The organism is Enterobacter sp. N5-15 (genome assembly GCF_057221635.1).
In genome coordinates this window covers 2515277-2537162 of sequence record NZ_CM170150.1, presented here as the reverse complement: position 1 = coordinate 2537162, position 21886 = coordinate 2515277, and the positions used below count along the sequence as shown (strand labels likewise).

The following is a 21886-nucleotide window of genomic DNA, read 5'->3' as shown; positions in this document are numbered from 1 at the left end:
GTTATTATGGCGTTAACGCATGCTAACAATACCCTGAACGCGCCCGAACCGGTAAAAGCCAGCGCAAATATTCGCGTGATTCTGGCCCTGGCATTATCCGGACTTGCGGAACTAGCTTCGTTGTTTTTTATTCAGCCACTGCTCCCGATGCTTGCTGTGGAATATAATGTCCCGGTCAGCCAGGTGAGTATTATCTTATCCGCAGAAACGGCATTGCTGGCAATTGGGCTTCTGTTTACCGGGACGTTATCCGATCGCTATGGCAGGAAGCGGTTAATTATCGTCTCCCTCCTGCTGGGCGGCATTCTGACGCTACTCTGCCCGCTGGTGGAATCCTGGGCGATGCTGGTGGCGCTGCGTGCGGTGATTGGTCTGGCGCTGAGCGGCATCGCGGCGGCGGCAACCGCCTATATCAGTGAAGAGGTCGCCCCGGTGGCGGCAGGCATCGTAACGGGATATTTTGTCTTTGGTAATTCGATGGGCGGTATGTCCGGGCGTATTGTTGCCAGCCAACTGATCGATCACGTTTCAATCAATATCATCTTTTACGGGTTTGCGGTCAGCCTGATTGCGGTTGCCATTCTGGTGAAGTTCCTGCTGCCAGAATCGAAGAACTTCACGCCTACGCAGAGTCTGAACGTGATGCGCATGGTAAAAGGGGCGGCCTCGCATTTCAAAAACAAAAATCTGGCGCTGGCGTTTGTCATCAGCTTCATTATCTTCGGCGCATTTACCTCACTTTATAACTATCTGGCCTTCTTCCTGAAAGGCGAGCCGTTCCATATTTCACCGGCAAACGCGGGTCTGCTCTCCTTTAGCTTCGCCCTGAGTTTCTTTACCGCTCCGCAGGCAGGTCGCTTATCGGCGAAATATGGCGCCATGAAAGTCCTCCGCGTGCTGTTCCTTATAATGGCCTTAGGGATGCTGCTGACGCTGACGTCAAATGTCGTCACCTTTATTGTTGGGGCTGTGATTTTTACCGGCTGTTTCTTCGGCTGCCACTCTATCGGTTTAAGCTGGGTCAGTAAAAACGCAACGCATGCAAGAGGCCAGGCCGTCGCGCTCTATTTATTCTTCTACTACATGGGCGGTTCGGTTATTGGATTTATCAACGGTTTTGTCTTCCACTCAATGGGCTGGCAGGGAATGACCGGATTTATTCTGGCATTACTGGGCGTGGGCGTTGTGGTGGCAACGTATCTGGCATCTGGCAATAAACAGGTGCTGGTTCCAGCGCAGTCAGCTGATTAAATAGCATGGCAATGTGTTCACGCCTCCGGGCGTGAACACAGAATGAGTACGTCTATCAAACGGGTATTATTATGAAATTAGCAAGCTATATTCATCAGGGCCGTAAAAGTTACGGGATTTATACACAGTCCGGCATTATCGATCTGGGTAATAAAATCGGCCATCACTATGCGACTTTAAAAGACCTTCTGCAATGGGATGCGGTTGACGTCGCCAGGCAATATCACGATTGCCCTGTGGATATGATGCCTGAAGACATTACCTTCCTGCCCGTGATTGAAGAGCCGGGAAAGATTTTCTGCGTTGGGATGAATTACGCTGAAAAAAGAAAAGAATTTGCCGAGACGAATAATGCCCCCACGCTGTTTATCCGCTTTCCTGATTCCCAAACCGGACATGCGCGGCCGGTTTTAAAACCGATTCTCTCCAGCGAGTTTGATTACGAAGGCGAGCTGGCCGTGATCATCGGTAAACCCGGCACCCGAATTGACGTCAATAACGCGCTTAGCCACGTCGCAGGCTACAGCTGCTACATGGATGGTTCCGTCCGCGACTGGCAGCACGCCTGGTTCACCGCCGGTAAAAACTGGAAGCAAACCGGTGCCTTCGGCCCGTATATGACCACGGCGGATGAGATCCCCGATCCTCACGCATTGACCATCCACACCTGGCTGAACGGCATGCTGGTCCAGAATGACTCCACCGGCAGCATGATACACAAAGTGGCAGATCTCATTGCCTATATCAGCACGTTCACCTCCCTCAGCGCCGGGGACGTCATCATTACCGGCTCGCCCGGCGGCGTCGGGAAAAAACGTAATCCGCCTCTGTTTATGCGCGATGGCGATCGCGTCGAAGTCGAAATCGAAAACGTTGGCCGCCTGATGAACACCATCGTGGAAGCGCAACCCCAGCAGCAAGAATTAACCGTCTAGACGCTCAGGAGAGAGACGATGTACACCGCCACTACGCCAGAATTTGAGGTGATTAAAGCCGGTAACGCTCAGGCCAGAGAGGAGGTAGCCCGCTTCCTGGCCCGCAACGGTTTAGGCATTGATAACGATATTGAGCAATTTATCGTTGCGCGCTATCAGCGTCAGCTTGTCGCCTGCACCGGCATTGCGGGTAATACGCTGAAATGCATCGCCGTGGATGCCGGGTGGCGGGGCACGTCGTTAAGCCTGACGTTAATTCATGAGGCCGAACTGCTGGCGGCACAAAACGGCGAACATCAGCTCTTTCTTTTTACCTGCCCGGATAACGTAAGGTCATTTCGCGGATGTGGGTTTTATCCCCTGGTGACGATCGAGAACTGTGCGGCGTTAATGGAGAATACGCCGGTCGGTATTCATCGTTACTGCAGCCAGCTGCGTCGCCATCATTTCATGCCGGGGCAAAACATTGGCGCGATTGTGATGAACGCGAATCCGTTCACCCTGGGCCATCAATATCTTATCGAGCATGCGGCCAGCCGGTGCGACTGGCTGCATGTTTTCGTGGTGCAGGAAGATGTCTCCGCTTTTTCGTTTAAAGAACGATTTGCGATGGTCAGAGACGGATCGCGGCATCTGCAAAATGTCACTGTGCATCCGGGGTCGGCATACATTATTTCTCGCGGCACATTCCCGGGCTATTTCTTAAAAGATAAGCAGGTCATCGATAAAGCCTACGCCGCCATTGATCTGATGCTTTTCAGAAATTACATCGCCCCCGCGCTGAATATTAATCATCGTTTTGTCGGTACCGAACCGTTCTGCCCGTTAACCGCGGGATATAACCGGGCGATGCACCGCTGGCTGGAAGACGAAACGTCTTCAGCGGCGCGTATCAGCGTACACGAAATAGAAAGAAGAACGGATGGCAATAATGTGCCGGTGTCGGCTTCAGCCGTTCGTCGTTTATTAAATGAAAACAAACTCTCTGCCGCCAGCCGCATGGTGCCGGCCACCACGCGCGCGTTTCTGAATAAAGAGGTACAGCATCAGCCCTGTTTATCCGAACCGATGTCGGCAGCGGTTTAACCGCGTTATCACAGGAAAATTGATATGAAAATTGTGCAAGCCGCAATGGCGGGAACGCTGGAGTCCAGCGACCTGATGGTCAAGGTCAGTCCCGTCGAGAGCGGGCTGGATGTGGTCATCCAGAGCGAAGTGTATAAGCAATTTGGTGACCGAATTACTGAGGTTGTCAATGAAACCCTGGCCGCGTTCAACATCGAGCAGGGGCTTGTCGTTATTGATGATAAAGGCGCGCTGGACTGCGTGATCCGCGCCCGCGTGCAGGCTGCTCTGCTCAGAGGAATGGCCCGGGAAGACATTGCATGGGAAACGTTATAATGAAAAAGTTACGCCGCAGTATGTTATTTATTCCCGGTTCAAGTGCCGCCATGCTTTCAACGGCATTTATCTATAAACCTGATTCCATAATGTTTGATCTGGAAGATGCCGTCGCGCTAAAAGAAAAAGACAGCGCCCGTCTTCTGGTATTCCATGCCCTGCAACACCCGATGTACAACGATATTGAAACCGTTGTCAGAATTAATCCGCTGAATACGCCTTTTGGATTAAAAGATCTGGAAGCCGCCGTCAGGGCGGGTGTCGATGTCATTCGTTTACCCAAAACCGATTCCCCGGAAGATATTCATCAGCTTGAACGTGAAATCGTCCGCATTGAAGAAACCTGCGGACGTCCCGTTGGCTCAACGAAATTAATGGCGGCGATAGAATCTGCCGTTGGCGTGATTAACGCTGTCGCGATTGCGAAATCCTCCGACCGCCTGATGGGTATTGCGCTGGCCGCCTTTGACTACGTGATGGATATGCAAACCGAGCGGGGCGACGGGACAGAGCTGTTCTATGCCCGCTGCGCCGTATTACATGCCGCGCGCGGAGCCGGTATTGACGCCTTCGACGTGGTGTACGCCGATGTGAACGACGAGGCCGGTTTCCTGAAGGAAGTGGATCTCATCCGCCGGATGGGCTTCAACGGTAAATCGCTGATTAACCCGCGACAAATTGAAATTCTTCACAACGCCTACGCGCCAACGCAGGAAGAGGTGGATTACGCAGAGCGCGTGCTTGCCGCCGCAGAAGAGGGGGAACGCAACGGACTGGGGGTGATTTCGCTGAACGGCAAAATGATCGATGCGCCAATCATCAACCATGCCCGCGTCGTGATCGAACGCAAAAATGCCTCCGGCATTCGTCAGTAACCCCCTTTACCGCAAGCGACAGGATGAAAAATGAAAAACCAAACTGAAACCCTGCACCACATTCCTGGCTCTCGCCGTGAGTACGTCGCCTTCAGCGGCGCTAACGCGACGACGCCTTATCTTGCTGACAGCCAGCAAAAGTATCAGCGCAAACTGTTTACCAGCGTGGACGATGTGCTGGCCCGCTGCGATCTTCATGACGGCATGACCGTCTCTTTTCATCACGCCTTTCGCGAAGGGGATAAGGTCATCAATTACGTGATGGACAAGCTGGCCCAGCGCGGCCTGAAAGGCATCACGCTCGCGTCAAGCTCATTAATGTCCTGCAATACGCCGCTTATTGAGCACATTCGCAATGGCGTGATCGGCAAAATCTACACCTCCGGGATGCGCGGCGAACTGGCGGATGCGATTTCGCACGGGCTGATGGACGAGCCGGTGCAGATCCACTCCCACGGCGGGCGGGTTAATTTGATTCAGCAGGGCGAAATAGCCATTGATGTCGCGTTTCTGGCGGTCTCGTGCAGCGATGAATACGGCAATGCCAGCGGCAACGGCGGTACATCGCAGTGCGGCTCTCTCGGCTATGCGATGGTCGACGCGAAATATGCCAGAAAGGTGGTCTTGCTCACCGAGACCCTGAAGCCGTTCCCCAACCTGCCAGCCAGTATCGATCAGGATCAGGTTGACTATGTTGTGCAGATTGAGAGCGTCGGCGACCCGGCAAAAATCAGCGTCGGTGCCGCCAGGGTGACCAGCAATCCGCGCGAGCTAATGATTGCACGCTCTGCCGCCGACGTTATCGAACACTCCGGCTATTTCCGCAACGGCTTTTCCATTCAGACCGGCTCAGGGGCGGCGTCAACCGCCTGCACGCGGTTTATGGAAACCCGTATGCGCAAGCACAATATTGTCGCCCGCTTCGCGCTCGGCGGGATCACCGGCAGCATTGTCGATCTGCATCAGAAAGGGTTAATTGAAAAGGTCCTCGATACGCAAAGCTTTGACGGCGCGGCTGCAGCCTCGATGGCGGTCAATCCCGACCACGTGGAGATCTCCACCAACGTTTATGCGAACCCGGCCGCAAAAGCCGCCTGCTGCGACAGGGTGGACGTGGTGATCCTCAGCGCGCTGGAGGTGGATACCCAGTTCAACGTTAATGTCCTGACCGGCTCCGACGGCGTGATGCGCGGCGCGTCGGGCGGACACTGCGACGTCGCCGCGGCGGCAAATCTCACCATCGTGGTTGCCCCGCTGATCCGCAGCCGCATTCCTACCGTCGTCAGGCAGGTCACCACCCTGGTGACGCCGGGCGAAAGTATTGACGTTTTGGTTACCGATCACGGTATTGCCGTTAACCCGGCGCGCCCGGAAATTCGCGAACGCCTGATTAACGCCGGGCTGGCCGTTGTCGACATCGACGCGTTGTATCAAAAGGCGCTGCTCATCTCGGGTGAACCTAAGCCTGTTGAGTTCACTGACCGTATCGTCGGCGTGGTGCGCTACCGCGACGGCAGCGTGATCGACGTGGTTCGCCAGGTGAAGGAGTAATCGTCATGACGGATAAAGCCTCGAACGCGAAAGTCTCTCTGGAACAGGTAATGAGCGCCAGAGAGCAGCGAGCCCGTCGGCAGCAGGCGTGGCTGTTTCAGTCGGAACATACGGTTGTATCCGTCACGCTGGTCTGGCCGGGGGAGGTGAAGGATACCGACCTGGCCAGGCGGGTGATGGCCGCCGCGAATCAGGCGCTCGGCGAGGTATTCCGCACCCATCAGTGGACGGTCTGCCGGCATCAGATCCTGCAGCCGGCCACCGGCCCCGAAGCGCTCTGGTCGGTGTCGGCTCCCGCGTGGATGATAAAACACGTCACGGCGCATCTTGAGGATAACCATCCTCTGGGGCGCCTGTGGGACATCGACGTGTTTTGTCCGAAAACGGGACTGCTGAAAAGAAACGCCATCCAGCAGCCGATGCGCAGTTGCTTTATCTGTCATGAATCGGCCCACGTTTGCTCGCGCGCGCGGCGTCATTCGCAGGCCGAACTCGCGCGCGTAATCGAGGAGTTAACCGATGACTACTTCGCTTGCCAGATGTAAAGCGCCAGACGTTCAGCGCACCTTCGCTGAGCTGGCTGCCGAGGCCATGTATCGGGAAATTCGCTTAACCCCGAAGCCGGGTCTGGTGGATCGCGTAAACAGCGGGGCGCATAGGGACATGGATTTTGCGCTGTTCATGGCCAGCATCGCGGCGATTGCCCCATGGTTCTCAACCTTCTTTCACGTTGGCAGAGAGACGGCTCGTCTTGCTGGCCCGCAAACGCTGCGGGCCATAAGACCGACCGGCCTGGCCTGCGAGCAGGCGATGTTTAACGCCACTGGTGGGGTGAATACCCATAAAGGCGGGATCTTCTCGCTGGGGCTGCTGTGCGCCGCGGCGGGACGTCTGACGCAAAGGGATGAAACGCTCACGCAGCGCGGTTTATGCCGTGAGACCCGCATTATCTGTACCGGCATCGTTGAGCAGGAGCTGAAAACCAACGGCATCGCCAGAACGAAGGGCGAGCAGCAGTTCCAGGCATACGGCTTTACCGGGGCGAGAGGGGAAGCGGCCAGCGGTTTTATGACCGTCCGCCAGGCGGGTCTCCCGCACCTGAACAAGGCGTTACGTCAGGGCGAATCCGAAGACGTGGCGCTCTTAAGGATGCTGCTGGGTTTGATGGCCGCGAATCCGGATACCAACTTGGTTTCCCGAGGGGGAATAGAAGGGCTGAATTACGCCAGACGCTATTCGAGGCGGTTATTAAAAATAAGACGTCTCCCGGCGGATAAATTGGTTAACGCGCTGCTCAGAATGGACGCGGAATTTATCAAACGCAATTTAAGCCCCGGCGGTAGCGCCGATCTTATTTCCGTTGGCTGGCTATTGTCGCAGTTTCCACCCGAATAATCGCGAATAGCGTAACAGGAAAACGTCATGATTGAACAACGCCTGCAGCAGCTCAGTAAGGTTTACACCCTTGTTCTGGTCCCGGGTCTCAGAGACAGCGATGAACATCACTGGCAAAGCTGCTGGGGGCGGCGTTTTCCCTTCTGGAAACGGATCCAGCAGAAAAACTGGTTAGAGCCCGATATCGAAAACTGGGTCTCGGCCATTACCCGCGAGCTGGCAGTGTGCCCGCTGCCCGCCATTCTCGTCGGCCACAGCTTTGGCGCGCTGGCGTCCTGTCGGCTGCTGCAAACGCGGCGGGTAAACGTAGCCGGGGTGGTGATGGTCGCACCGGCAGAGCCTGCTTTTTTCGGACTTGAAGAGGCCATTCAGCCAACGCCATTACCCGTCCCCTGCATCATATTTGCCAGCCGAAACGATCCTCTGATGCCTTTTGCGCGCGCTCACTATTGGGCTACGCGCTGGCGCGGCCATCTCATCGATATCGGTGAGGCCGGACATATTAATTCTGAGTCCGGTTTTGGCGAATGGCCGTATGGACTCGAACGATTAACAGAATTTTGCGAACAACTTTAGCTTTAACAGGAGAACCTATGTTAGATGATTATCATCAGCACCAGAACGCGCGCGCTGAGTCGGGTATTCCGGCGAAACCGTTAACGGCGGAACAAACCGAAGCACTTATTCATCGTTTAATAAATGATGTGTCCGCACATCATCCACAATTATTGGCTTTATTAACCCACAGCGTCCCGCCGGGCGTTGATCCCGCTGCTAAGCTAAAAGCCGATTTTTTATTTAAGGTGGCGTTGCAGGAATACCGTGTAAACGGGCTTTCTCCCGACGCGGCCACAGCGCTGCTGGGGTCCATGCAGGGTGGCTATAACGTCCAGCCGCTGATTGAGCTTCTTGACCATCCGAACCTCGCGCCGCTGGCCGCCGAGCAGCTTTCTTCTACCATCCTGATCTTTGAAAAATTCAGCCAGGTGGAAGCCAAAGCGAAGAGCGGCAACGTCCGGGCAAAAGAGGTGCTTCAGTCCTGGGCAAATGCCGAATGGTTCACGCGTCGTCCGGCCATGCCTGAAAAAATTACCCTGAAGGTGTTTAAGGTTGCCGGTGAGACCAATACCGACGATTTGTCTCCGGCACCGGAGGCGTGGTCACGTCCTGATATTCCGCTGCACGCGCTCTCCATGCTCAGTAACGTCAGGGAAGGGGTAACACCTGATGAACCCGGCGCACGTGGCCCTTTGCGCCAGCTGGCAGAACTGAAAGCGTCGGGCTGGCCGCTGGCGTACGTCGGTGACGTCGTGGGGACCGGATCCTCACGTAAATCCGCCACCAACTCCATCCTGTGGCACATCGGGAACGATATTCCGTACGTGCCGAATAAACGTAACGGCGGGTTTGTGTTTGGCGGTAAAATCGCCCCTATTTTCTTCAACACCCTGGAAGATTCCGGCGCGCTGCCGGTAGAGATGGATGTCTCCGCGCTGACGACCGGGATGCTGATCGATCTTTACCCGTACAAGGGCGAAATTCGTGAGACAGAAAGCCAGCGGCTGGTGACGACCTTTACCCTTAAAACCGAGGTGCTGCTGGACGAAGTGCGCGCCGGCGGGCGGATCCCGTTGATTATCGGACGCAGCCTGACGGCGAAAGCGCGGGAATCGCTGAAGCTTGAGCCTTCAGCGGTATTCCGCACGCCCGCTTCACCTGCGCCATCCGCAACCGGCTTTACGCTGGCGCAGAAAATGGTGGGTAAAGCCTGCGGCGTGGCGGGGATCCGCCCGGGACAGTATTGCGAGCCAAAAATCACTACCGTCGGTTCTCAGGACACCACCGGCGGGATGACGCGCGACGAGCTGACCGACCTTGCCTGCCTCACGTTTTCAGCCGACCTGGTGATGCAGTCTTTCTGCCACACCTCTGCGTACCCTAAGCCGGTAGATGTCCAGCTCCATGAAACCCTGCCGCAGTTTATCACTCGCCGGAATGGGGTGGCGCTTAAGCCGGGCGACGGCATCATCCACTCCTGGCTTAACCGCATGCTGCTGCCGGATACGGTAGGCACGGGTGCCGACTCCCATACCCGCTTTCCGCTGGGTATCTCCTTCCCGGGCGGCTCCGGGCTGGTGGCGTTTGCCGCCGCAACCGGCATCATGCCGTTGGATATGCCTGAATCGGTGCTGGTGCGCTTTACGGGCGAGATGCAAAAAGGGATCACCCTGCGCGACCTGGTGCATGCCATTCCGCTCTACGCCAGAAAGCAGGGGCTGCTGACGGTCGAGAAAAAGAATAAGCGCAACGTTTTCTCGGGCCGGATCCTCGAAATTGAAGGCCTGGAAGCATTAAGCGCAGAGCAGGCGTTTGAACTGGCTGACGCCTCCGCCGAACGGTCCGCCGCCGCGTGCGTTATGCGCCTGGCGGAAGAGAATGTCGCGCAATATCTGCGCTCCAATGCGGCTCTTCTGCGCTGGATGGTTAAGCAGGGGTATCAGAACGCCGCCACGCTTGAACGACGCATTGCTGAAATCGAGGCGTGGCTGGCTAACCCGTCGCTGCTCCGCGCCGATCCTGACGCGGAATATGCGGCAGTGATTGAGATCGATCTCAATGAAATCACCGAGCCGGTGGTCTGTGCCCCGAACGATCCGGACGATGCCCGGCTACTTTCGGAGGTTGCCAGCACTCCTGTTGAAGAGGTGTTCATTGGCTCCTGCATGACAAACATCGGTCACTTCCGCGCTGCGGGTGAAATCATGGCTGGTGCCAGCGAAAACCAGGCGCGCCTGTGGCTCGCACCGCCGACAAAAATGGATGCCCAACAGCTCTCCCGCGAGGGCTATTTTAATCAGTTTATTAAAGCAGGGGCGAGAATCGAGCCCGCGGGCTGCTCCCTGTGCATGGGGAACCAGGCGAGGGTGCGTGAGGGGAGCAGCGTGGTATCAACGTCCACCCGAAATTTCCCGCATCGTCTGGGAACGAATGCGAAAGTATTCCTTGCCTCAGCTGAATTAAGCACCGTCGCGGCCATGCTCGGGAAAATGCCAACCGTTGAAGAATATTTTAGCTATACGGATAAACTTCACGACGCGCATGAAAATATCTATCGCTATCTCAGTTTTGATACTCTGACCGAATATCAGCCCAGGGAAGGTGATAATATCAATATTGCTAGCGTGTCACTGTAAGTTATTTATTTGATAAATGCATTTAATCGGTGGAGGCTTCTCTCAGGAGCGGTCTCCGCTATTCAGGGACCCTTTTCTCATGGGTGAGATATGCTTAATTCCAATGTTTTAAAAACAATCTTACTTGCCGTAATAATATTATTATCAATATTTATTCCTCCGCCTGATGGATTAACCAAAGAGGCGTGGATACTGGCAGGCATATATCTGTCCGCTATCGTTGGGCTGGTCATTAAACCGTATCCCGAACCCGTCATCATGCTGGTCGCGGTGGCATTAACCTGTTTTACCGTAACAAAATTCCCGGATTCTCCAGTGAAATCAATGGATGTCCTGAGCGGATACGCCTCCGGTACGACCTGGCTGGTGTTTAGCGCCTTTACGCTGAGCGCGGCCTTTGTCACTACGGGTCTCGGGAAACGGCTTGCCTACTGGTTCATCCTCAAGTTTGGCAGCACGACGCTGAGGCTGGGGTATGTGACCGCCTTGCTGGATTTGGTGCTGGCACCCGCCACCCCATCAAATACCGCGCGGGCAGGCGGCGTGGTTTTTCCTATTATTAACAGCATCGCGACGGTATTAGGCTCGACACCAAAAGAGACACCGTGCAGGGCTGGGCGTTATTTAATGGTCAATGTCTATATGGTGACTAAAACGACCAGCTATATGTTTTTAACGGGCTTTGCCGGAAACGCGTTAGCGCTACAGCTAATTTCAGATATCTTCCATATTCATATTAGCTGGATCGGCTGGATGCTGGCAGGGGCCCCGCTGGGGTTATTGATGCTGTGTATCATTCCCTATATTTGCTACCGAGTTGCCTCCCCGGAAATTAAACATATTGATAATGTCGCCATTGCGACCAACGGCCTGCAAAGCCTCGGGGCAATGAGCATCAAAGAGAAGGGGCTGGTGGTAATTTTTATCTCCGCGTTATTAGGCTGGATTTTCTCTCGTCACCTTGAGCTAAATGAATCCGCCGTCGCTATTATCGCGATGGGGGCAGCGCTGCTGTTTAATATTATCGGCTGGAGCGACGTACAGAAAAACAAAGGTGGCTGGAATACTCTGATGTGGTACGGGGGCATCATCGGTCTTAGCGCCACGCTGAGCAAGGAGGGATTTTTCCGCTGGCTGGCTGATTTCCTGTCAGCGCACCTCGATTTTCTCAGCGCGGGGAACATGACCATCGTTATTATCGTGTTTCTCAGCGTGCTGGTTCGCTATTTCTTTGCCTCCGGCGGAGCATACGTCGCGGCGATGGTGCCGGTCTTTGCCACCGTGGGGCTGGTCACCGGAACGGCACCCGTTCTGCTTGCCCTCGCCATTCTGTTTTCCAACTCCTATGGGGGTTGCATCACGCACTATGGCGGCGCGGCGGGGCCGATTATCTTCGCCGCTGGGTATAACGACATCAGGTCATGGTGGACCATCGGTACGCTCGTGGCGCTGTGCACGTTTTTAATCCACATGTTCCTCGGCATTCCCTGGTGGGGTTTCCTGATGCAGCACGGCATGCTGCAGTCTTAACAGACCGGGAGTAGACAAAAGGTAGGCCGGGTAAGGCGTCGCCGCCACCCGGCAACCTCACTGCTTAGACGGGGTGTTAAACAACTCGAGCGTGATTAATGTATCAAGATGGTTGTTAAACGCGGCTTCGTCCATTTCTGGCATATTTAAGATATACATTCCGTCGAGGCCGCACACCAGACCAATCAAGCGCCAGGCAATATTTTCCGCCCGATCGCCCGGATTCAATTCTCCGGCCTCCGTTCCCGCTTTGATAAGCGCCACCGTTTCCTGGTGCCACATCTCCATGGTCATCACATAGGCGGCCTTGATTTCAGCATCACGGCTGGCGAGGATCTGCGCTTCACGCCACAGGCGAATATAGGGCTCAAACCTTCCGTCATCGCTGCCGAGCATGCCATGAAGCTGCTCCCGCCATCCGGCCTGTTTACCCGCGACATCCGCATCCAGCAGCTCGCGAATTAACCGTACGAAGGCCAGCGATTTTAGCTCTCCGCCGGACGTAAAGTGATGATGCACCTGGCCGGTGGCGACCCTGGCCTCGGCGGCAATACGGCGTACCGTCATGGCCGCCAGTCCTTCAGCCAGCGCCACGCGCATGGCGGCCTGTAAGATGGCTTCCCGCCGTTCATCCTTGCTCAGATATCGCATGTTTACTCACTCTCAATGGGAATGAAACGAGTGTAACAAAAAGCTGGACATGCGTTCAACTTTACGTAGGATCGCATCCTGGACATGTGTCCATGTTTTAAAAGAAAAGGAAATTTATGTTTCGTCAGTGGTTAGCGTTAGTGATTATCGTGCTGGTGTATATCCCGGTGGCGATCGACGCGACGGTGCTGCACGTGGCGGCGCCGACATTGAGCATGACGCTGGGTGCCAGCGGCAATGAATTGCTGTGGATCATCGATATTTACTCGCTGGTGATGGCGGGAATGGTGCTGCCGATGGGCGCCCTGGGTGACCGCATTGGTTTTAAGCGATTGCTCATGATTGGCAGCACGCTGTTTGGCCTGTCGTCGCTGGCGGCAGCGTTTGCCCCGTCAGCAGGGTGGCTGATTGCGGCGCGCGCCTCGCTGGCCATCGGTGCGGCGATGATTATTCCGGCTACGCTGGCTGGTATCCGCACCCTGTTTATCGACGCGCGGGATCGTAATATTGCGCTCGGCGTCTGGGCAGCGGTGGGGTCCGGTGGTGCGGCGTTTGGTCCGCTGATTGGCGGTATGCTGCTTGAGCATTTTTACTGGGGATCGGTGTTTTTAATCAACGTGCCGATCGTGCTGGTGGTGGTTTCGCTGGCCGCGCGTTTTGTGCCTCCTCAGCAGGGCCGCCCGGAGCAGCCGCTGAATATTAGCCATGCCATTATGCTGATTGTGGCGATTTTGCTGCTGGTCTACAGCGCGAAAACCGCGCTAAAAGGCGCCCTGTCACCGTGGGTAGTCGCGTCCGCGCTGGTGACCGGCTCGGTGCTGCTGTTTATCTTCGTGCGTATTCAGCTTCGCGCTCGCGTACCGATGATCGACATGCGTCTGTTCTGCCATCGCATCATTTTGAGCGGCGTGGTGATGGCGATGACCGCCATGATTGCCCTGGTCGGTTTTGAGCTGCTGATGGCTCAGGAGCTGCAGTTTGTTCATGGCTTTACGCCGTTTGAAGCGGGAATGTTCATGCTGCCGGTGATGGTCGCCAGCGGGTTCAGTGGTCCGATCGCGGGTGTGCTGGTCGGGCGTTTGGGGCTACGCATCGTCGCCGCCGGCGGAATGGGGCTCAGCGCCGTCAGCTTTATCGGCCTGTCGATGCTCGACTTCAGCACGCAGCAGTGGCAGGCGTGGGGACTGATGGTGCTGCTCGGCTTCAGTGCCGCCAGCGCGCTGCTGGCCTCGACCTCGGCAATTATGGCGGCCGCGCCGAAAGAGAAAGCCGCCGCCGCAGGGGCAATTGAAACCATGTCCTACGAACTGGGGGCCGGGCTGGGGATCGCCATCTTTGGTCTGCTGTTGACCCGCAGCTTCTCGGCGTCAATTGACCTGCCGCAAGGGCTGAATGCCTCGCTCGTCGATAAAGCCTCGTCATCCATTGGTGAGGCGATGAAGGTGGCGCAGGATCTGACCCCGACGCTGGCGGAGTCGGTGATTGAGGCGGCGAAAAGCGCGTTTATCACCTCGCACAGCGTGGCGCTGGGCAGCGCGGGCGGAATGCTGCTGCTGCTGGCAGTGGGGATCTGGTTTAGCCTGGCAAAGGCCAAGCCGCAGTAATACAGGGCGAGCGGTTGGCGCGAGCGGGGCAGATGGGCTATGTTTTTTATAGGATTATCTGACTCTTGCTGGAAAATATGAGCCCTCGCCACAGCAGTGAACCGTCCCAACCGCTCTCCCGGTTAACCCTGCTTGCAGGGGGGGCGCTGGGCGTCGTTTTTGGTGATATCGGCACCAGCCCGCTTTATACCTTCCGGACGGTGCTTTCGCTCTCTGAGCATGACCCTACGCCCGGCGTCATACTGGGCCTGCTCTCGCTCATTACCTGGACACTCATCCTGGTGACATCCATAAAATATGCCGCCTTCGCCATGCGAATTGATAATCATGGCGAGGGGGGCATCATGGCCTTGATGTCGCTTCTGGTGGAGAAAGGCAAAGGCGGGCGCTGGGTCATTTTTGCCGCTCTGATTGGCGCAGCGCTCATTTACGGTGACGGCGCGATAACCCCGGCGATCTCCGTGCTTTCTGCTCTGGAAGGGCTGGAGATGGTGATCCCTGAGTCCCAGCCGTACATATTACCCCTGACGGTGGCGGTTTTGCTGGCGCTGTTTCTTATCCAGCCTTTTGGTACCGCCCGCATAGGGAAAATATTTGGCCCGGTGATGGCGCTGTGGTTTTTAGCGATTGCTGCGCTGGGCGTGCGGGGGATCGTCCAACACCCCTCGGTACTGCTGGCCCTCAATCCTGCGTACGGCATCGCGTTTTTGTTTTCGAACGGGTACACCAGTTTCCTGGTCCTGGGGGGCGTTTTTCTCTGCGTGACGGGTGCCGAGGCCCTGTATGCAGACATGGGGCATTTTGGTAAAAAGCCGATCTGGCTTGCCTGGTACGGTATCGTCTTTCCTTCGCTGCTGCTCAACTATGCTGGCCAGTCAGCGCTGATTCTGGCCGGTGCCGACAGCAAGCAAAACCTTTTCTACACGCTCTGTCCGCCCGTGCTCCAGGTTCCGCTCATCGTTCTTGCCGCGCTGGCGACGATCATCGCCAGTCAGGCGATTATTACCGGCGCGTTTTCCATGACGCGCCAGGCCATTCAGCTTGGCTGGCTACCCCGATTACGCATCAAACAGACGGCGGCAGAAAGCTACGGTCAGATTTATATCGGAATCATAAACTGGCTGCTGATGGTGGTGACCATCGGGCTGGTGGTGTTCTTCAAATCCTCCGATAAGCTTGCCGCTGCGTACGGGATCGCCGTGTCGTTAACCATGCTGATGACCACGGGGCTGTTGTTTGTGGCGATGCGGGAAGTGTGGCGCTGGAGCCTGGCCAGCAGTGCGGTTATTGCCCTCTGCTTCCTGGTGATTGATGCCACCTTCTTGTTTGCCAATCTGATTAAGGTCCTGGAAGGCGGCTATATTCCGCTGCTGATGGCCGCAGCGATTTGTACGGTGATGCTGATCTGGCACCGCGGCGTTAAGGCGGTATCCGCATCGGTGGGCGAGAAGGGCGTCAGCGTGGATGCGTTCTTTGCCCAGCTTCAGCAAAAGACGGTGCCCAGGGTGGCGGGCGCCGCCGTCTTTTTGACCCGTACGCAGAACAATATCCCGCCGGTCATGCGCTGGCATGTCGCGCGAAACCGGGCGCTACAGCAGGATGTGTTGTCGCTGACCATTGATATTCTGAATGTGCCCTATGTGGGGGAAGAGCAACGTATCAGGGTAGAGCAGCGCGCGCCGGGCTACTGGCACGGCGTGGCGCAGTATGGCTTTATGGAACACCCGGACATCCCGCGTTTGTTGCAGGGTGTCAGCGAGATTAACGCGCTTTTTGCCACGGATGACGCCACCTGGTATGTCGGGCATGAAACCATTGTGGCAGGCGAGGGTGAGGCAGGCATGGCGGCCTGGCAAAGGCACATATTTGCTTTTATGAAGCGCAACTGCACGCACGTCATCAACCACTATCACCTTCCCAGCGATCGGGTTGTCGAAATTAGCCGACGCGTTGCCGTGTAGATTCTGGCGAAAGCAGAGGTCCTCTGCTTTCGCACCGTTCTATCTCTCAAGGGACGCAGACAGGACGCTATGCAATAACACATTCGCCCCTTTCTCCGACCACTCCGGCAGGATCCTTTCCGCTTCGTTATGGCTGACGCCTTTCACGCAGGGGATAAAGATCATGCTGGCGGGCGCAATTTTGCTGACATAGCAGGCGTCGTGTCCCGCACCGGAGACCATCGGTTTCGACGTATAGCCCAGTGCCGCTACGGCCTTCTCCGTACGAGCCAGGCATTCGGCATCAAACGCGATGGGCGCGTAGTCAAAAATGCGTTCAACGGCAGCAGCGACGCCGCGCAGTCTCAGGCTTTCAGCCACCTTATGCAGCGCCGCTTCCATGGTCTCCAGCGCCTGCTGCGCCGGATGGCGAAACTCAACGCTGCATTCCACGCGAGACGGCACGACGTTGCGCGAGTTTGGCGTAACCTTTGCCATACCGATCGTCGCGCGTCCGTCCGGCGCATGCCGATAGCCAATCTCTTCAACCTTCAGCGCCAGCTCGGCAAAGGCGGTCAGCGCGTCGCGGCGGCTGTGCATCGGCGTCGTGCCCGCGTGGGCGGCGAATCCGTCCAGCGTCAGGGTAAACCAGCGCTGGCCCATTGCCGCGCGGACTAACCCGATATCGATGGCTTCATCTTCCAGGATCGGGCCCTGTTCGATGTGCAGTTCGTAGCAGGCGTGAACGGGAAACGCGCGGGCAGAGGCTTCACCCCGGTAGCCAATGCTCTCCAGCGCTTCGCCCACGGTAATGCCATCGTTATCCGCGCGGGCATGGGCGTACGCTTCGCTAAATTGCCCCGTCCAGACCCCTGAAGAGAGCATGGCTGGCGCAAAGCGCGCACCTTCTTCGTTAGTCCAGTTTACCAGCACAACGTCACGTTCAGTCTCAACGTGACGATCGTTAAGGGTTCGCAGCACCTCCAGCCCGGCCAGCACGCCGTAAACTCCGTCGTAGTTACCGCCCAGCGGCTGGGTATCCACATGTGAACCCGTCATGACCGGGGCAAGCTGCGGGTTTTTCCCCGGTCGGCGGATAAACATATTGCCCATGCTGTCGACGTCGCAGGTGAAACCCGCGTCCAGCGCCCAGTCGCGCAGCAGGTTACGCGCAATACGATCTTCCTCGCTCAGTGCCAGACGGGTCACGCCACCGGCGGGCGTGCCGCCGATCTGCGCCATCATCTCAAGCGTTGACCACAGCCGTTCGGCGTTGATGCGGATCATGTCTTGTCCTTACTGCTGCGGTAGCGGAAATCACAGCACGAACCGCCCTGCATGATGGTGGTCGTGCGGGTCAGCTTCACGTCCGGCGCATAGCCAACGATGAATTTTTCATCGCGCGCGCAGGAGAGCAGATGACCGATCTCGCCCAGCCCCATTTCGTGATACATCTCCGCGTAGCGGCAGCGGGTCACGTTGTAGTTGTACTGCTGGTCGTCGGCGTCGATCACCTTCACGTCAAGCGCGTTATCTTTTTCCCACAGATACTGCAGGGCGATGAAACTCTTGACGTCCGCGCCGTTGGGTTCTTTGCTGGCAAACGCTTTGCCTGCGTCAATCGCGGCCTGCTCAATAGCCTCGCCAATGACCGCCTGGGCGCGGGTTTTCCCTATCTCGCGCACCAGGATTTCATAAATTGGCTTAATAATTTCTGCTTCAATTTTGCGGCGGGCGAGAATGCCCAGCTCGTTATTATCACTCATCACATTGCCCTCACTGCGTTACTTCGCTTTTGCGCCACCCAGCACGGTCTGTGGCTGCCATTTGCCATCGACAACTTTGTAAACGGTGAAAGACGGCGATTTCAGGTTACCTTCTTTATCAAACGCGATCTGTCCGGTGACGCCGGAGTAGCTGATGGCGCGCAGGGCGGGCAGATAGTCGGACGGCTCAACGGAGTTTGCTTTTTCCATCGCCGCAACCAGCACGCGGGTGGCGTCATAGGCGAACGGAGCGTGCAGTTCGATATGGGTGTGGTAGCGTGATTGGTACGCGTGCTCGAATGCCTTTCCACCCGGCATCTGGTCAACGGGCAGACCCGGCTCCAGCGCGACCACGCCTTCGCCTTCTTTCTGCGCCAGCTGCAGGAACGTCTGGCTGACAAATCCGCCTGCGCCCATCAGGGTGGCGTTCATGCCCAGCTGTTTGATTCGACGCGCCAGCGGTGCGGCCTGGCTGTCGACGCCGCCGAAGAAGATCAGATCGGCGTTTTTACTGCGAATAGCGGTCAGCACGGCGCTGAAGTCCACCGTTTTGTCATCAACGTACTGACGATCGACAACCTTCACGCCCTGCGCTTCAAGCGATTTAATAAACTGGTCCGCCAGACCCTGACCAAAGGCGGTACGGTCGTCGATCACCGCAATACGTTTGGCTTTCAGCGTATTAACCGCGTACTGACCGGCAAACTGACCGCCGTCGTCGTCATGGCCCATCACGCGGAAGCTGGTATCAAAACCCTGTTTGGTATAGGCGTGACCGGTCGCGACCGGTGCCACCTGTGCGATGCCCGCATCGTGATAGATACGTGCGGCAGGAATGCTGGTACCGGTGTTCCAGTGACCGACAACGCCCGCCACGCCGCTATCCACCAGACGCTGCGCCACGGCCACGGCGGTGCGCGGGTCGGACTGATCGTCTTCGGACTGCAGTTTGAAGGTCACCGCTTTGCCGCCGATGGTCGGGTGCTGCTTGTTAATGTCGTCAATTGCCAGCTGCGCGCCGTTCTCCAGATCTTTACCGATACGGGCGGAGGGGCCGGTGAGCGGGCCTGCCAGACCGATAACCACGGTTTCACCGTCGGCTGCCCACGCGGCCGTCGAGGCAAAACTGCCGAGAAGGATAGCGGCGCTAAGCGCACTGATTTTTACTGTTTTCATTGTATTTCCCTGATGTTGGCTGGTGTTGTTAAACGGGCATTTCGCCCAAATAAATCTGTGCAATCTGGTCGTCATTGAGCAGCGCTTTCGATTTGCCATGATGAACAATGCTGCCGCTGTCCATCACCCACGCGCTGTCGGTGACTTCCAGCGCGAGACGGGCGTTTTGTTCGATGAGCAGCAGGGCAACGCCGCGCTCGCGAAGGCCGGCAATGACGGTAAAAATGTTTTCGACCATCTTCGGCGCAAGGCCCATAGAGGGTTCGTCGAGGATCAGCAGCCGCGGGCGGCTGAGCAGGGCACGGTTAAGGGCCAGCAGCTGTTGTTCTCCGCCGGAAAGCAGGCCGGCAAGCTGATGCTGGCGTTCTCCCAGGCGCGGGAAGCGTTCGAAAATGGCGTTCATTTCTTGCTTAACGGTGACAGTGTCACGCCTGAGCCAGGCGCCCATCTGCAGGTTTTCCAGCACCGTCATTCGGGAGAAGATCCCGCGTCCTTCCGGGACCATGACCAACCCGTCGCGGAGCAGGGTTTCGGGCTTATGCTTACGTACCGCTTTACCGTTGAACTCAATACTGCCGCTAAAGCTTTCCAGCCCGGTAATGGCGCGCACGGTGGAGCTTTTCCCCGCGCCGTTAGCGCCGATCAGCGTAGCCTGTTCGCCCTCGTGCAGGGTAAAAGAGACATCGCGTACGGCCTGAATGCCGCCGTAATGCACGTCCACACGTTCCACTTTCAGTAATTCAGACATGGGCGTTGCCTCCAAGCCAGGCGGCGATCACTGCCGGGTCGCGACGCACGCTCTCCGGCGTGCCGCTGGCGAGCGTTTTACCGTAATCAAGCACCGTCAGGCGATCGCAGATGCCCATTACCAGCTTGACGTCATGTTCAATCATCAGCAGGGTTTTGCCGTCATCGCGCAGGCGGATAAGCAGCTCGCCGAGCGCCACTTTTTCCGCTGCGTTCATCCCGGCGGCGGGTTCGTCCAGCGCCAGCAGCAGCGGTTCCGTTGCCAGCGCGCGGGCAATCTCCAGACGGCGCTGATGGCCATAGGCCAGATCGCAGGCGCGGTAGTGCGCAAACTTCGCAATGCCGGTGTATTCCAGCCAGTGCCAGGCCAGCTCCCGGGTCTGCGTTTCTTCCGCGCGAGCGCGCTTGTGGCGACTCAGCGCGGCCCACAGGCCGTTGCGGGTGCGCACGTGGCGACCCACCATCACGTTTTCCAGCACCGACATGTCGTTAAAGAGGCGCACGTTCTGAAAGGTGCGCGCAATCCCGGCGGCGGTGACTTTCTCAATATGCTTTGGGAAATAGGGCTTATCGGCAATTGAAAATTCACCGCTGTCCGCCGGATAAAGCCCGGTGATCAGGTTAAAACAGGTGGTTTTTCCCGCCCCGTTAGGACCAATCAGGCCGTAGATCTCACCCTTGTTCACGGCGATCGAAACGTCATCCACGGCGGTAAGCCCGCCGAAGCGTTTGGACATGTTGCGAACGGTTAACAGACTCATGTATTCACCTCCTTGTGGCGTACCGGCCAGATCCCGGCAGGACGCACCAGCATGACCAGCACCAGCGCCAGGCCGTAGAACAGCTGACGCAACACTTCCGGGTCAATCAGTACCGTACCGAATAGCGCCTGCTGAACCGGGGCTGCCTGACTGCGCAGCAGTTCCGGCAGGGCGGTAAGCAGTATCGCGCCGAGGATCACGCCCGGAATATGTCCCATTCCGCCCAGCACCACCATCGCCAGCACGGCAATGGATTCCTGTAACGTGAAGGATTCCGGGGAGACAAAGCCCTGAAACGCGCCGAACAGGGCACCCGCCACGCCGCCAAACGAGGCACCCATCGCAAAGGCCAGCAGCTTATAGTTACGCACGTTGATGCCCATCGCTCGGGCCACATCCTCATCTTCACGAATGGCGTGCCAGGCGCGACCAATACGGGAATGCTGCAGGCGCAGGCAGACAAAAATAATCGCCACAATCACCAGCATCAGCAGGTAGTACCACAGCCACAGGGCGGGCACTTTGAAACCAAACCAGTGGTATACGCCGCTAAACTTCAGGCCGAACAGATTCAGCGTATCCACCCCGGTAATGCCCTTTGCACCGTTGGTGATGTTCACCGGACGGTCGAGGTTACGCATCAGGATGCGGATGATTTCGCCAAAGCCGAGGGTCACTATCGCCAGATAGTCCCCGCGCAGCTTCAGCGTAGGAGCCCCCAGTAAAATGCCGCAGACCGCAGCGACGAGCGCAGCCAGCGGAATAATCAGCAGATATGACGTGTGCAGTCCGTTCGGGAACCAGACGCCGAGGACAGGAAACACCTCCAGCAGGTGTGGCGAGGCCATCAGTGCAGCGAGATAGGCCCCGACCGCGTAAAAGGCGATAAACCCCATATCCAGCAGGCCGGTATAGCCCACCACAATATTGAGCCCCAGCGCCAGCATGATGTAGAGCAGGGCGAAGTCGATAACGCGCACCCAGTAGTTGCCGCCAAGCTGCGTGGCCACCACGGGCGCAAGCAGCAGCGCGAGGCAAAACAGGACCATGCCTGACCAGAATTTGCGCGGCACCGCCGGGGTTTGTAGTTGAAGAGTAGTCATCTTTTT

Annotated in this window: 20 protein-coding genes; 13 read left to right on the top strand and 7 right to left on the bottom strand. The window is 56.9% G+C overall.

The features are described from left to right. The first annotated feature begins 6 nt into the window (after positions 1-6). The 11 genes from AC2TE5_RS12065 to AC2TE5_RS12015 all read left to right on the top strand — a co-directional run bounded on the left by AC2TE5_RS12065 (position 7) and on the right by AC2TE5_RS12015 (position 12132). On the top strand, positions 7-1251 hold the full coding sequence (locus tag AC2TE5_RS12065; RefSeq protein ID WP_484611698.1) for an MFS transporter: 1245 nt from the start codon (positions 7-9) through the stop codon (positions 1249-1251). Between the two features lie 71 nt (positions 1252-1322). Continuing rightward, the gene (locus AC2TE5_RS12060; RefSeq protein ID WP_484611697.1) at positions 1323-2186 is read left to right on the top strand and encodes a fumarylacetoacetate hydrolase family protein; all 864 of its coding nucleotides are present in this window, start codon (positions 1323-1325) and stop codon (positions 2184-2186) included. A gap of 18 nt (positions 2187-2204) precedes the next feature. Continuing rightward, positions 2205-3272 (top strand): [citrate (pro-3S)-lyase] ligase, encoded by a 1068-nt coding sequence (gene citC, locus AC2TE5_RS12055; RefSeq protein ID WP_484611696.1) that lies wholly within the window; start codon positions 2205-2207, stop codon positions 3270-3272. Between the two features lie 24 nt (positions 3273-3296). Continuing rightward, positions 3297-3587, top strand: a complete 291-nt coding sequence (gene citD, locus AC2TE5_RS12050; RefSeq protein WP_023335831.1) for a citrate lyase acyl carrier protein — start codon at positions 3297-3299, stop codon at positions 3585-3587. Next, the gene (gene citE / locus AC2TE5_RS12045; RefSeq protein ID WP_042713724.1) at positions 3587-4462 is read left to right on the top strand and encodes a citrate (pro-3S)-lyase subunit beta; all 876 of its coding nucleotides are present in this window, start codon (positions 3587-3589) and stop codon (positions 4460-4462) included. The genes citD and citE overlap by 1 nt, the downstream gene beginning before the upstream one ends. Before the next feature lie 30 nt (positions 4463-4492). Beyond that, complete coding sequence (gene citF / locus AC2TE5_RS12040; protein WP_484611695.1) at positions 4493-6013, top strand: citrate lyase subunit alpha; 1521 nt, start codon at positions 4493-4495, stop codon at positions 6011-6013. A 5-nt stretch (positions 6014-6018) separates the two neighbouring features. Beyond that, positions 6019-6558 (top strand): citrate lyase holo-[acyl-carrier protein] synthase, encoded by a 540-nt coding sequence (gene citX / locus AC2TE5_RS12035; RefSeq protein WP_484611694.1) that lies wholly within the window; start codon positions 6019-6021, stop codon positions 6556-6558. Next, on the top strand, positions 6533-7408 hold the full coding sequence (gene citG / locus AC2TE5_RS12030) for a triphosphoribosyl-dephospho-CoA synthase CitG (RefSeq protein WP_484611693.1): 876 nt from the start codon (positions 6533-6535) through the stop codon (positions 7406-7408). The genes citX and citG overlap by 26 nt, the downstream gene beginning before the upstream one ends. 27 nt (positions 7409-7435) lie before the next feature. Continuing rightward, positions 7436-7984, top strand: coding sequence for an RBBP9/YdeN family alpha/beta hydrolase (locus AC2TE5_RS12025; RefSeq protein WP_121423833.1), 549 nt, complete (start codon positions 7436-7438; stop codon positions 7982-7984). 17 nt (positions 7985-8001) lie between these two features. Beyond that, positions 8002-10602: a bifunctional aconitate hydratase 2/2-methylisocitrate dehydratase gene (gene acnB, locus AC2TE5_RS12020; protein ID WP_484611692.1), complete on the top strand. Its 2601-nt coding sequence runs from the start codon at positions 8002-8004 to the stop codon at positions 10600-10602. A 90-nt stretch (positions 10603-10692) separates the two neighbouring features. After that, positions 10693-12132, top strand: a complete 1440-nt coding sequence (locus AC2TE5_RS12015) for an anion permease (RefSeq protein WP_484611691.1) — start codon at positions 10693-10695, stop codon at positions 12130-12132. A gap of 57 nt (positions 12133-12189) precedes the next feature. Here AC2TE5_RS12015 and AC2TE5_RS12010 read toward each other — a convergent pair whose 3' ends face one another. Next, positions 12190-12783, bottom strand: a complete 594-nt coding sequence (locus tag AC2TE5_RS12010; RefSeq protein WP_484611690.1) for a TetR family transcriptional regulator — start codon at positions 12781-12783, stop codon at positions 12190-12192. Between the two features lie 116 nt (positions 12784-12899). On the opposite strand from AC2TE5_RS12010, the gene AC2TE5_RS12005 reads away from it, so the two are divergent. Beyond that, positions 12900-14387, top strand: coding sequence for an MFS transporter (locus tag AC2TE5_RS12005; RefSeq protein ID WP_213327609.1), 1488 nt, complete (start codon positions 12900-12902; stop codon positions 14385-14387). Between the two features lie 77 nt (positions 14388-14464). Beyond that, on the top strand, positions 14465-16348 hold the full coding sequence (locus AC2TE5_RS12000; RefSeq protein WP_484611689.1) for a potassium transporter Kup: 1884 nt from the start codon (positions 14465-14467) through the stop codon (positions 16346-16348). A gap of 39 nt (positions 16349-16387) precedes the next feature. Here AC2TE5_RS12000 and AC2TE5_RS11995 read toward each other — a convergent pair whose 3' ends face one another. The 6 genes from AC2TE5_RS11995 to AC2TE5_RS11970 are packed head-to-tail and all read right to left on the bottom strand — an operon-like array spanning position 16388 to position 21880. Beyond that, on the bottom strand, positions 16388-17614 hold the full coding sequence (locus AC2TE5_RS11995; RefSeq protein WP_484611688.1) for a Zn-dependent hydrolase: 1227 nt from the start codon (positions 17612-17614) through the stop codon (positions 16388-16390). Next, positions 17611-18093, bottom strand: a complete 483-nt coding sequence (locus AC2TE5_RS11990) for an L-2-amino-thiazoline-4-carboxylic acid hydrolase (RefSeq protein ID WP_032656897.1) — start codon at positions 18091-18093, stop codon at positions 17611-17613. Before AC2TE5_RS11990 ends, AC2TE5_RS11995 begins: the two co-directional genes overlap by 4 nt. A gap of 18 nt (positions 18094-18111) precedes the next feature. Further along, positions 18112-19269: a branched-chain amino acid ABC transporter substrate-binding protein gene (locus AC2TE5_RS11985; RefSeq protein ID WP_213327606.1), complete on the bottom strand. Its 1158-nt coding sequence runs from the start codon at positions 19267-19269 to the stop codon at positions 18112-18114. Positions 19270-19297: 28 nt separating this feature from the next. Continuing rightward, the gene (locus tag AC2TE5_RS11980) at positions 19298-20017 is read right to left on the bottom strand and encodes an ABC transporter ATP-binding protein (protein WP_484611687.1); all 720 of its coding nucleotides are present in this window, start codon (positions 20015-20017) and stop codon (positions 19298-19300) included. Further along, complete coding sequence (locus AC2TE5_RS11975; protein WP_121423824.1) at positions 20010-20777, bottom strand: ABC transporter ATP-binding protein; 768 nt, start codon at positions 20775-20777, stop codon at positions 20010-20012. The genes AC2TE5_RS11980 and AC2TE5_RS11975 overlap by 8 nt, the downstream gene beginning before the upstream one ends. Next, the gene (locus tag AC2TE5_RS11970) at positions 20774-21880 is read right to left on the bottom strand and encodes a branched-chain amino acid ABC transporter permease (RefSeq protein ID WP_484611686.1); all 1107 of its coding nucleotides are present in this window, start codon (positions 21878-21880) and stop codon (positions 20774-20776) included. The genes AC2TE5_RS11975 and AC2TE5_RS11970 overlap by 4 nt, the downstream gene beginning before the upstream one ends. Positions 21881-21886: the final 6 nt, after the last annotated feature.

What these genes read in the sequence shown, in the direction of transcription:
- AC2TE5_RS11995 (WP_484611688.1), bottom strand. Translation starts at nt 17,614, where the DNA reads ATGATCCGCATCAACGCCGAACGGCTGTGGTCAACGCTTGAGATGATG.
- citG (WP_484611693.1), top strand. Translation starts at nt 6,533, where the DNA reads ATGACTACTTCGCTTGCCAGATGTAAAGCGCCAGACGTTCAGCGCACC.
- citX (WP_484611694.1), top strand. Translation starts at nt 6,019, where the DNA reads ATGACGGATAAAGCCTCGAACGCGAAAGTCTCTCTGGAACAGGTAATG.
- AC2TE5_RS11980 (WP_484611687.1), bottom strand. Translation starts at nt 20,017, where the DNA reads ATGTCTGAATTACTGAAAGTGGAACGTGTGGACGTGCATTACGGCGGC.
- citC (WP_484611696.1), top strand. Translation starts at nt 2,205, where the DNA reads ATGTACACCGCCACTACGCCAGAATTTGAGGTGATTAAAGCCGGTAAC.
- AC2TE5_RS12015 (WP_484611691.1), top strand. Translation starts at nt 10,693, where the DNA reads ATGCTTAATTCCAATGTTTTAAAAACAATCTTACTTGCCGTAATAATA.
- AC2TE5_RS12025 (WP_121423833.1), top strand. Translation starts at nt 7,436, where the DNA reads ATGATTGAACAACGCCTGCAGCAGCTCAGTAAGGTTTACACCCTTGTT.
- AC2TE5_RS12065 (WP_484611698.1), top strand. Translation starts at nt 7, where the DNA reads ATGGCGTTAACGCATGCTAACAATACCCTGAACGCGCCCGAACCGGTA.
- AC2TE5_RS11990 (WP_032656897.1), bottom strand. Translation starts at nt 18,093, where the DNA reads ATGAGTGATAATAACGAGCTGGGCATTCTCGCCCGCCGCAAAATTGAA.
- AC2TE5_RS12005 (WP_213327609.1), top strand. Translation starts at nt 12,900, where the DNA reads ATGTTTCGTCAGTGGTTAGCGTTAGTGATTATCGTGCTGGTGTATATC.
- citF (WP_484611695.1), top strand. Translation starts at nt 4,493, where the DNA reads ATGAAAAACCAAACTGAAACCCTGCACCACATTCCTGGCTCTCGCCGT.
- AC2TE5_RS11975 (WP_121423824.1), bottom strand. Translation starts at nt 20,777, where the DNA reads ATGAGTCTGTTAACCGTTCGCAACATGTCCAAACGCTTCGGCGGGCTT.
- AC2TE5_RS11970 (WP_484611686.1), bottom strand. Translation starts at nt 21,880, where the DNA reads ATGACTACTCTTCAACTACAAACCCCGGCGGTGCCGCGCAAATTCTGG.
- acnB (WP_484611692.1), top strand. Translation starts at nt 8,002, where the DNA reads ATGTTAGATGATTATCATCAGCACCAGAACGCGCGCGCTGAGTCGGGT.
- AC2TE5_RS12060 (WP_484611697.1), top strand. Translation starts at nt 1,323, where the DNA reads ATGAAATTAGCAAGCTATATTCATCAGGGCCGTAAAAGTTACGGGATT.
- citD (WP_023335831.1), top strand. Translation starts at nt 3,297, where the DNA reads ATGAAAATTGTGCAAGCCGCAATGGCGGGAACGCTGGAGTCCAGCGAC.
- citE (WP_042713724.1), top strand. Translation starts at nt 3,587, where the DNA reads ATGAAAAAGTTACGCCGCAGTATGTTATTTATTCCCGGTTCAAGTGCC.
- AC2TE5_RS11985 (WP_213327606.1), bottom strand. Translation starts at nt 19,269, where the DNA reads ATGAAAACAGTAAAAATCAGTGCGCTTAGCGCCGCTATCCTTCTCGGC.
- AC2TE5_RS12000 (WP_484611689.1), top strand. Translation starts at nt 14,465, where the DNA reads ATGAGCCCTCGCCACAGCAGTGAACCGTCCCAACCGCTCTCCCGGTTA.
- AC2TE5_RS12010 (WP_484611690.1), bottom strand. Translation starts at nt 12,783, where the DNA reads ATGCGATATCTGAGCAAGGATGAACGGCGGGAAGCCATCTTACAGGCC.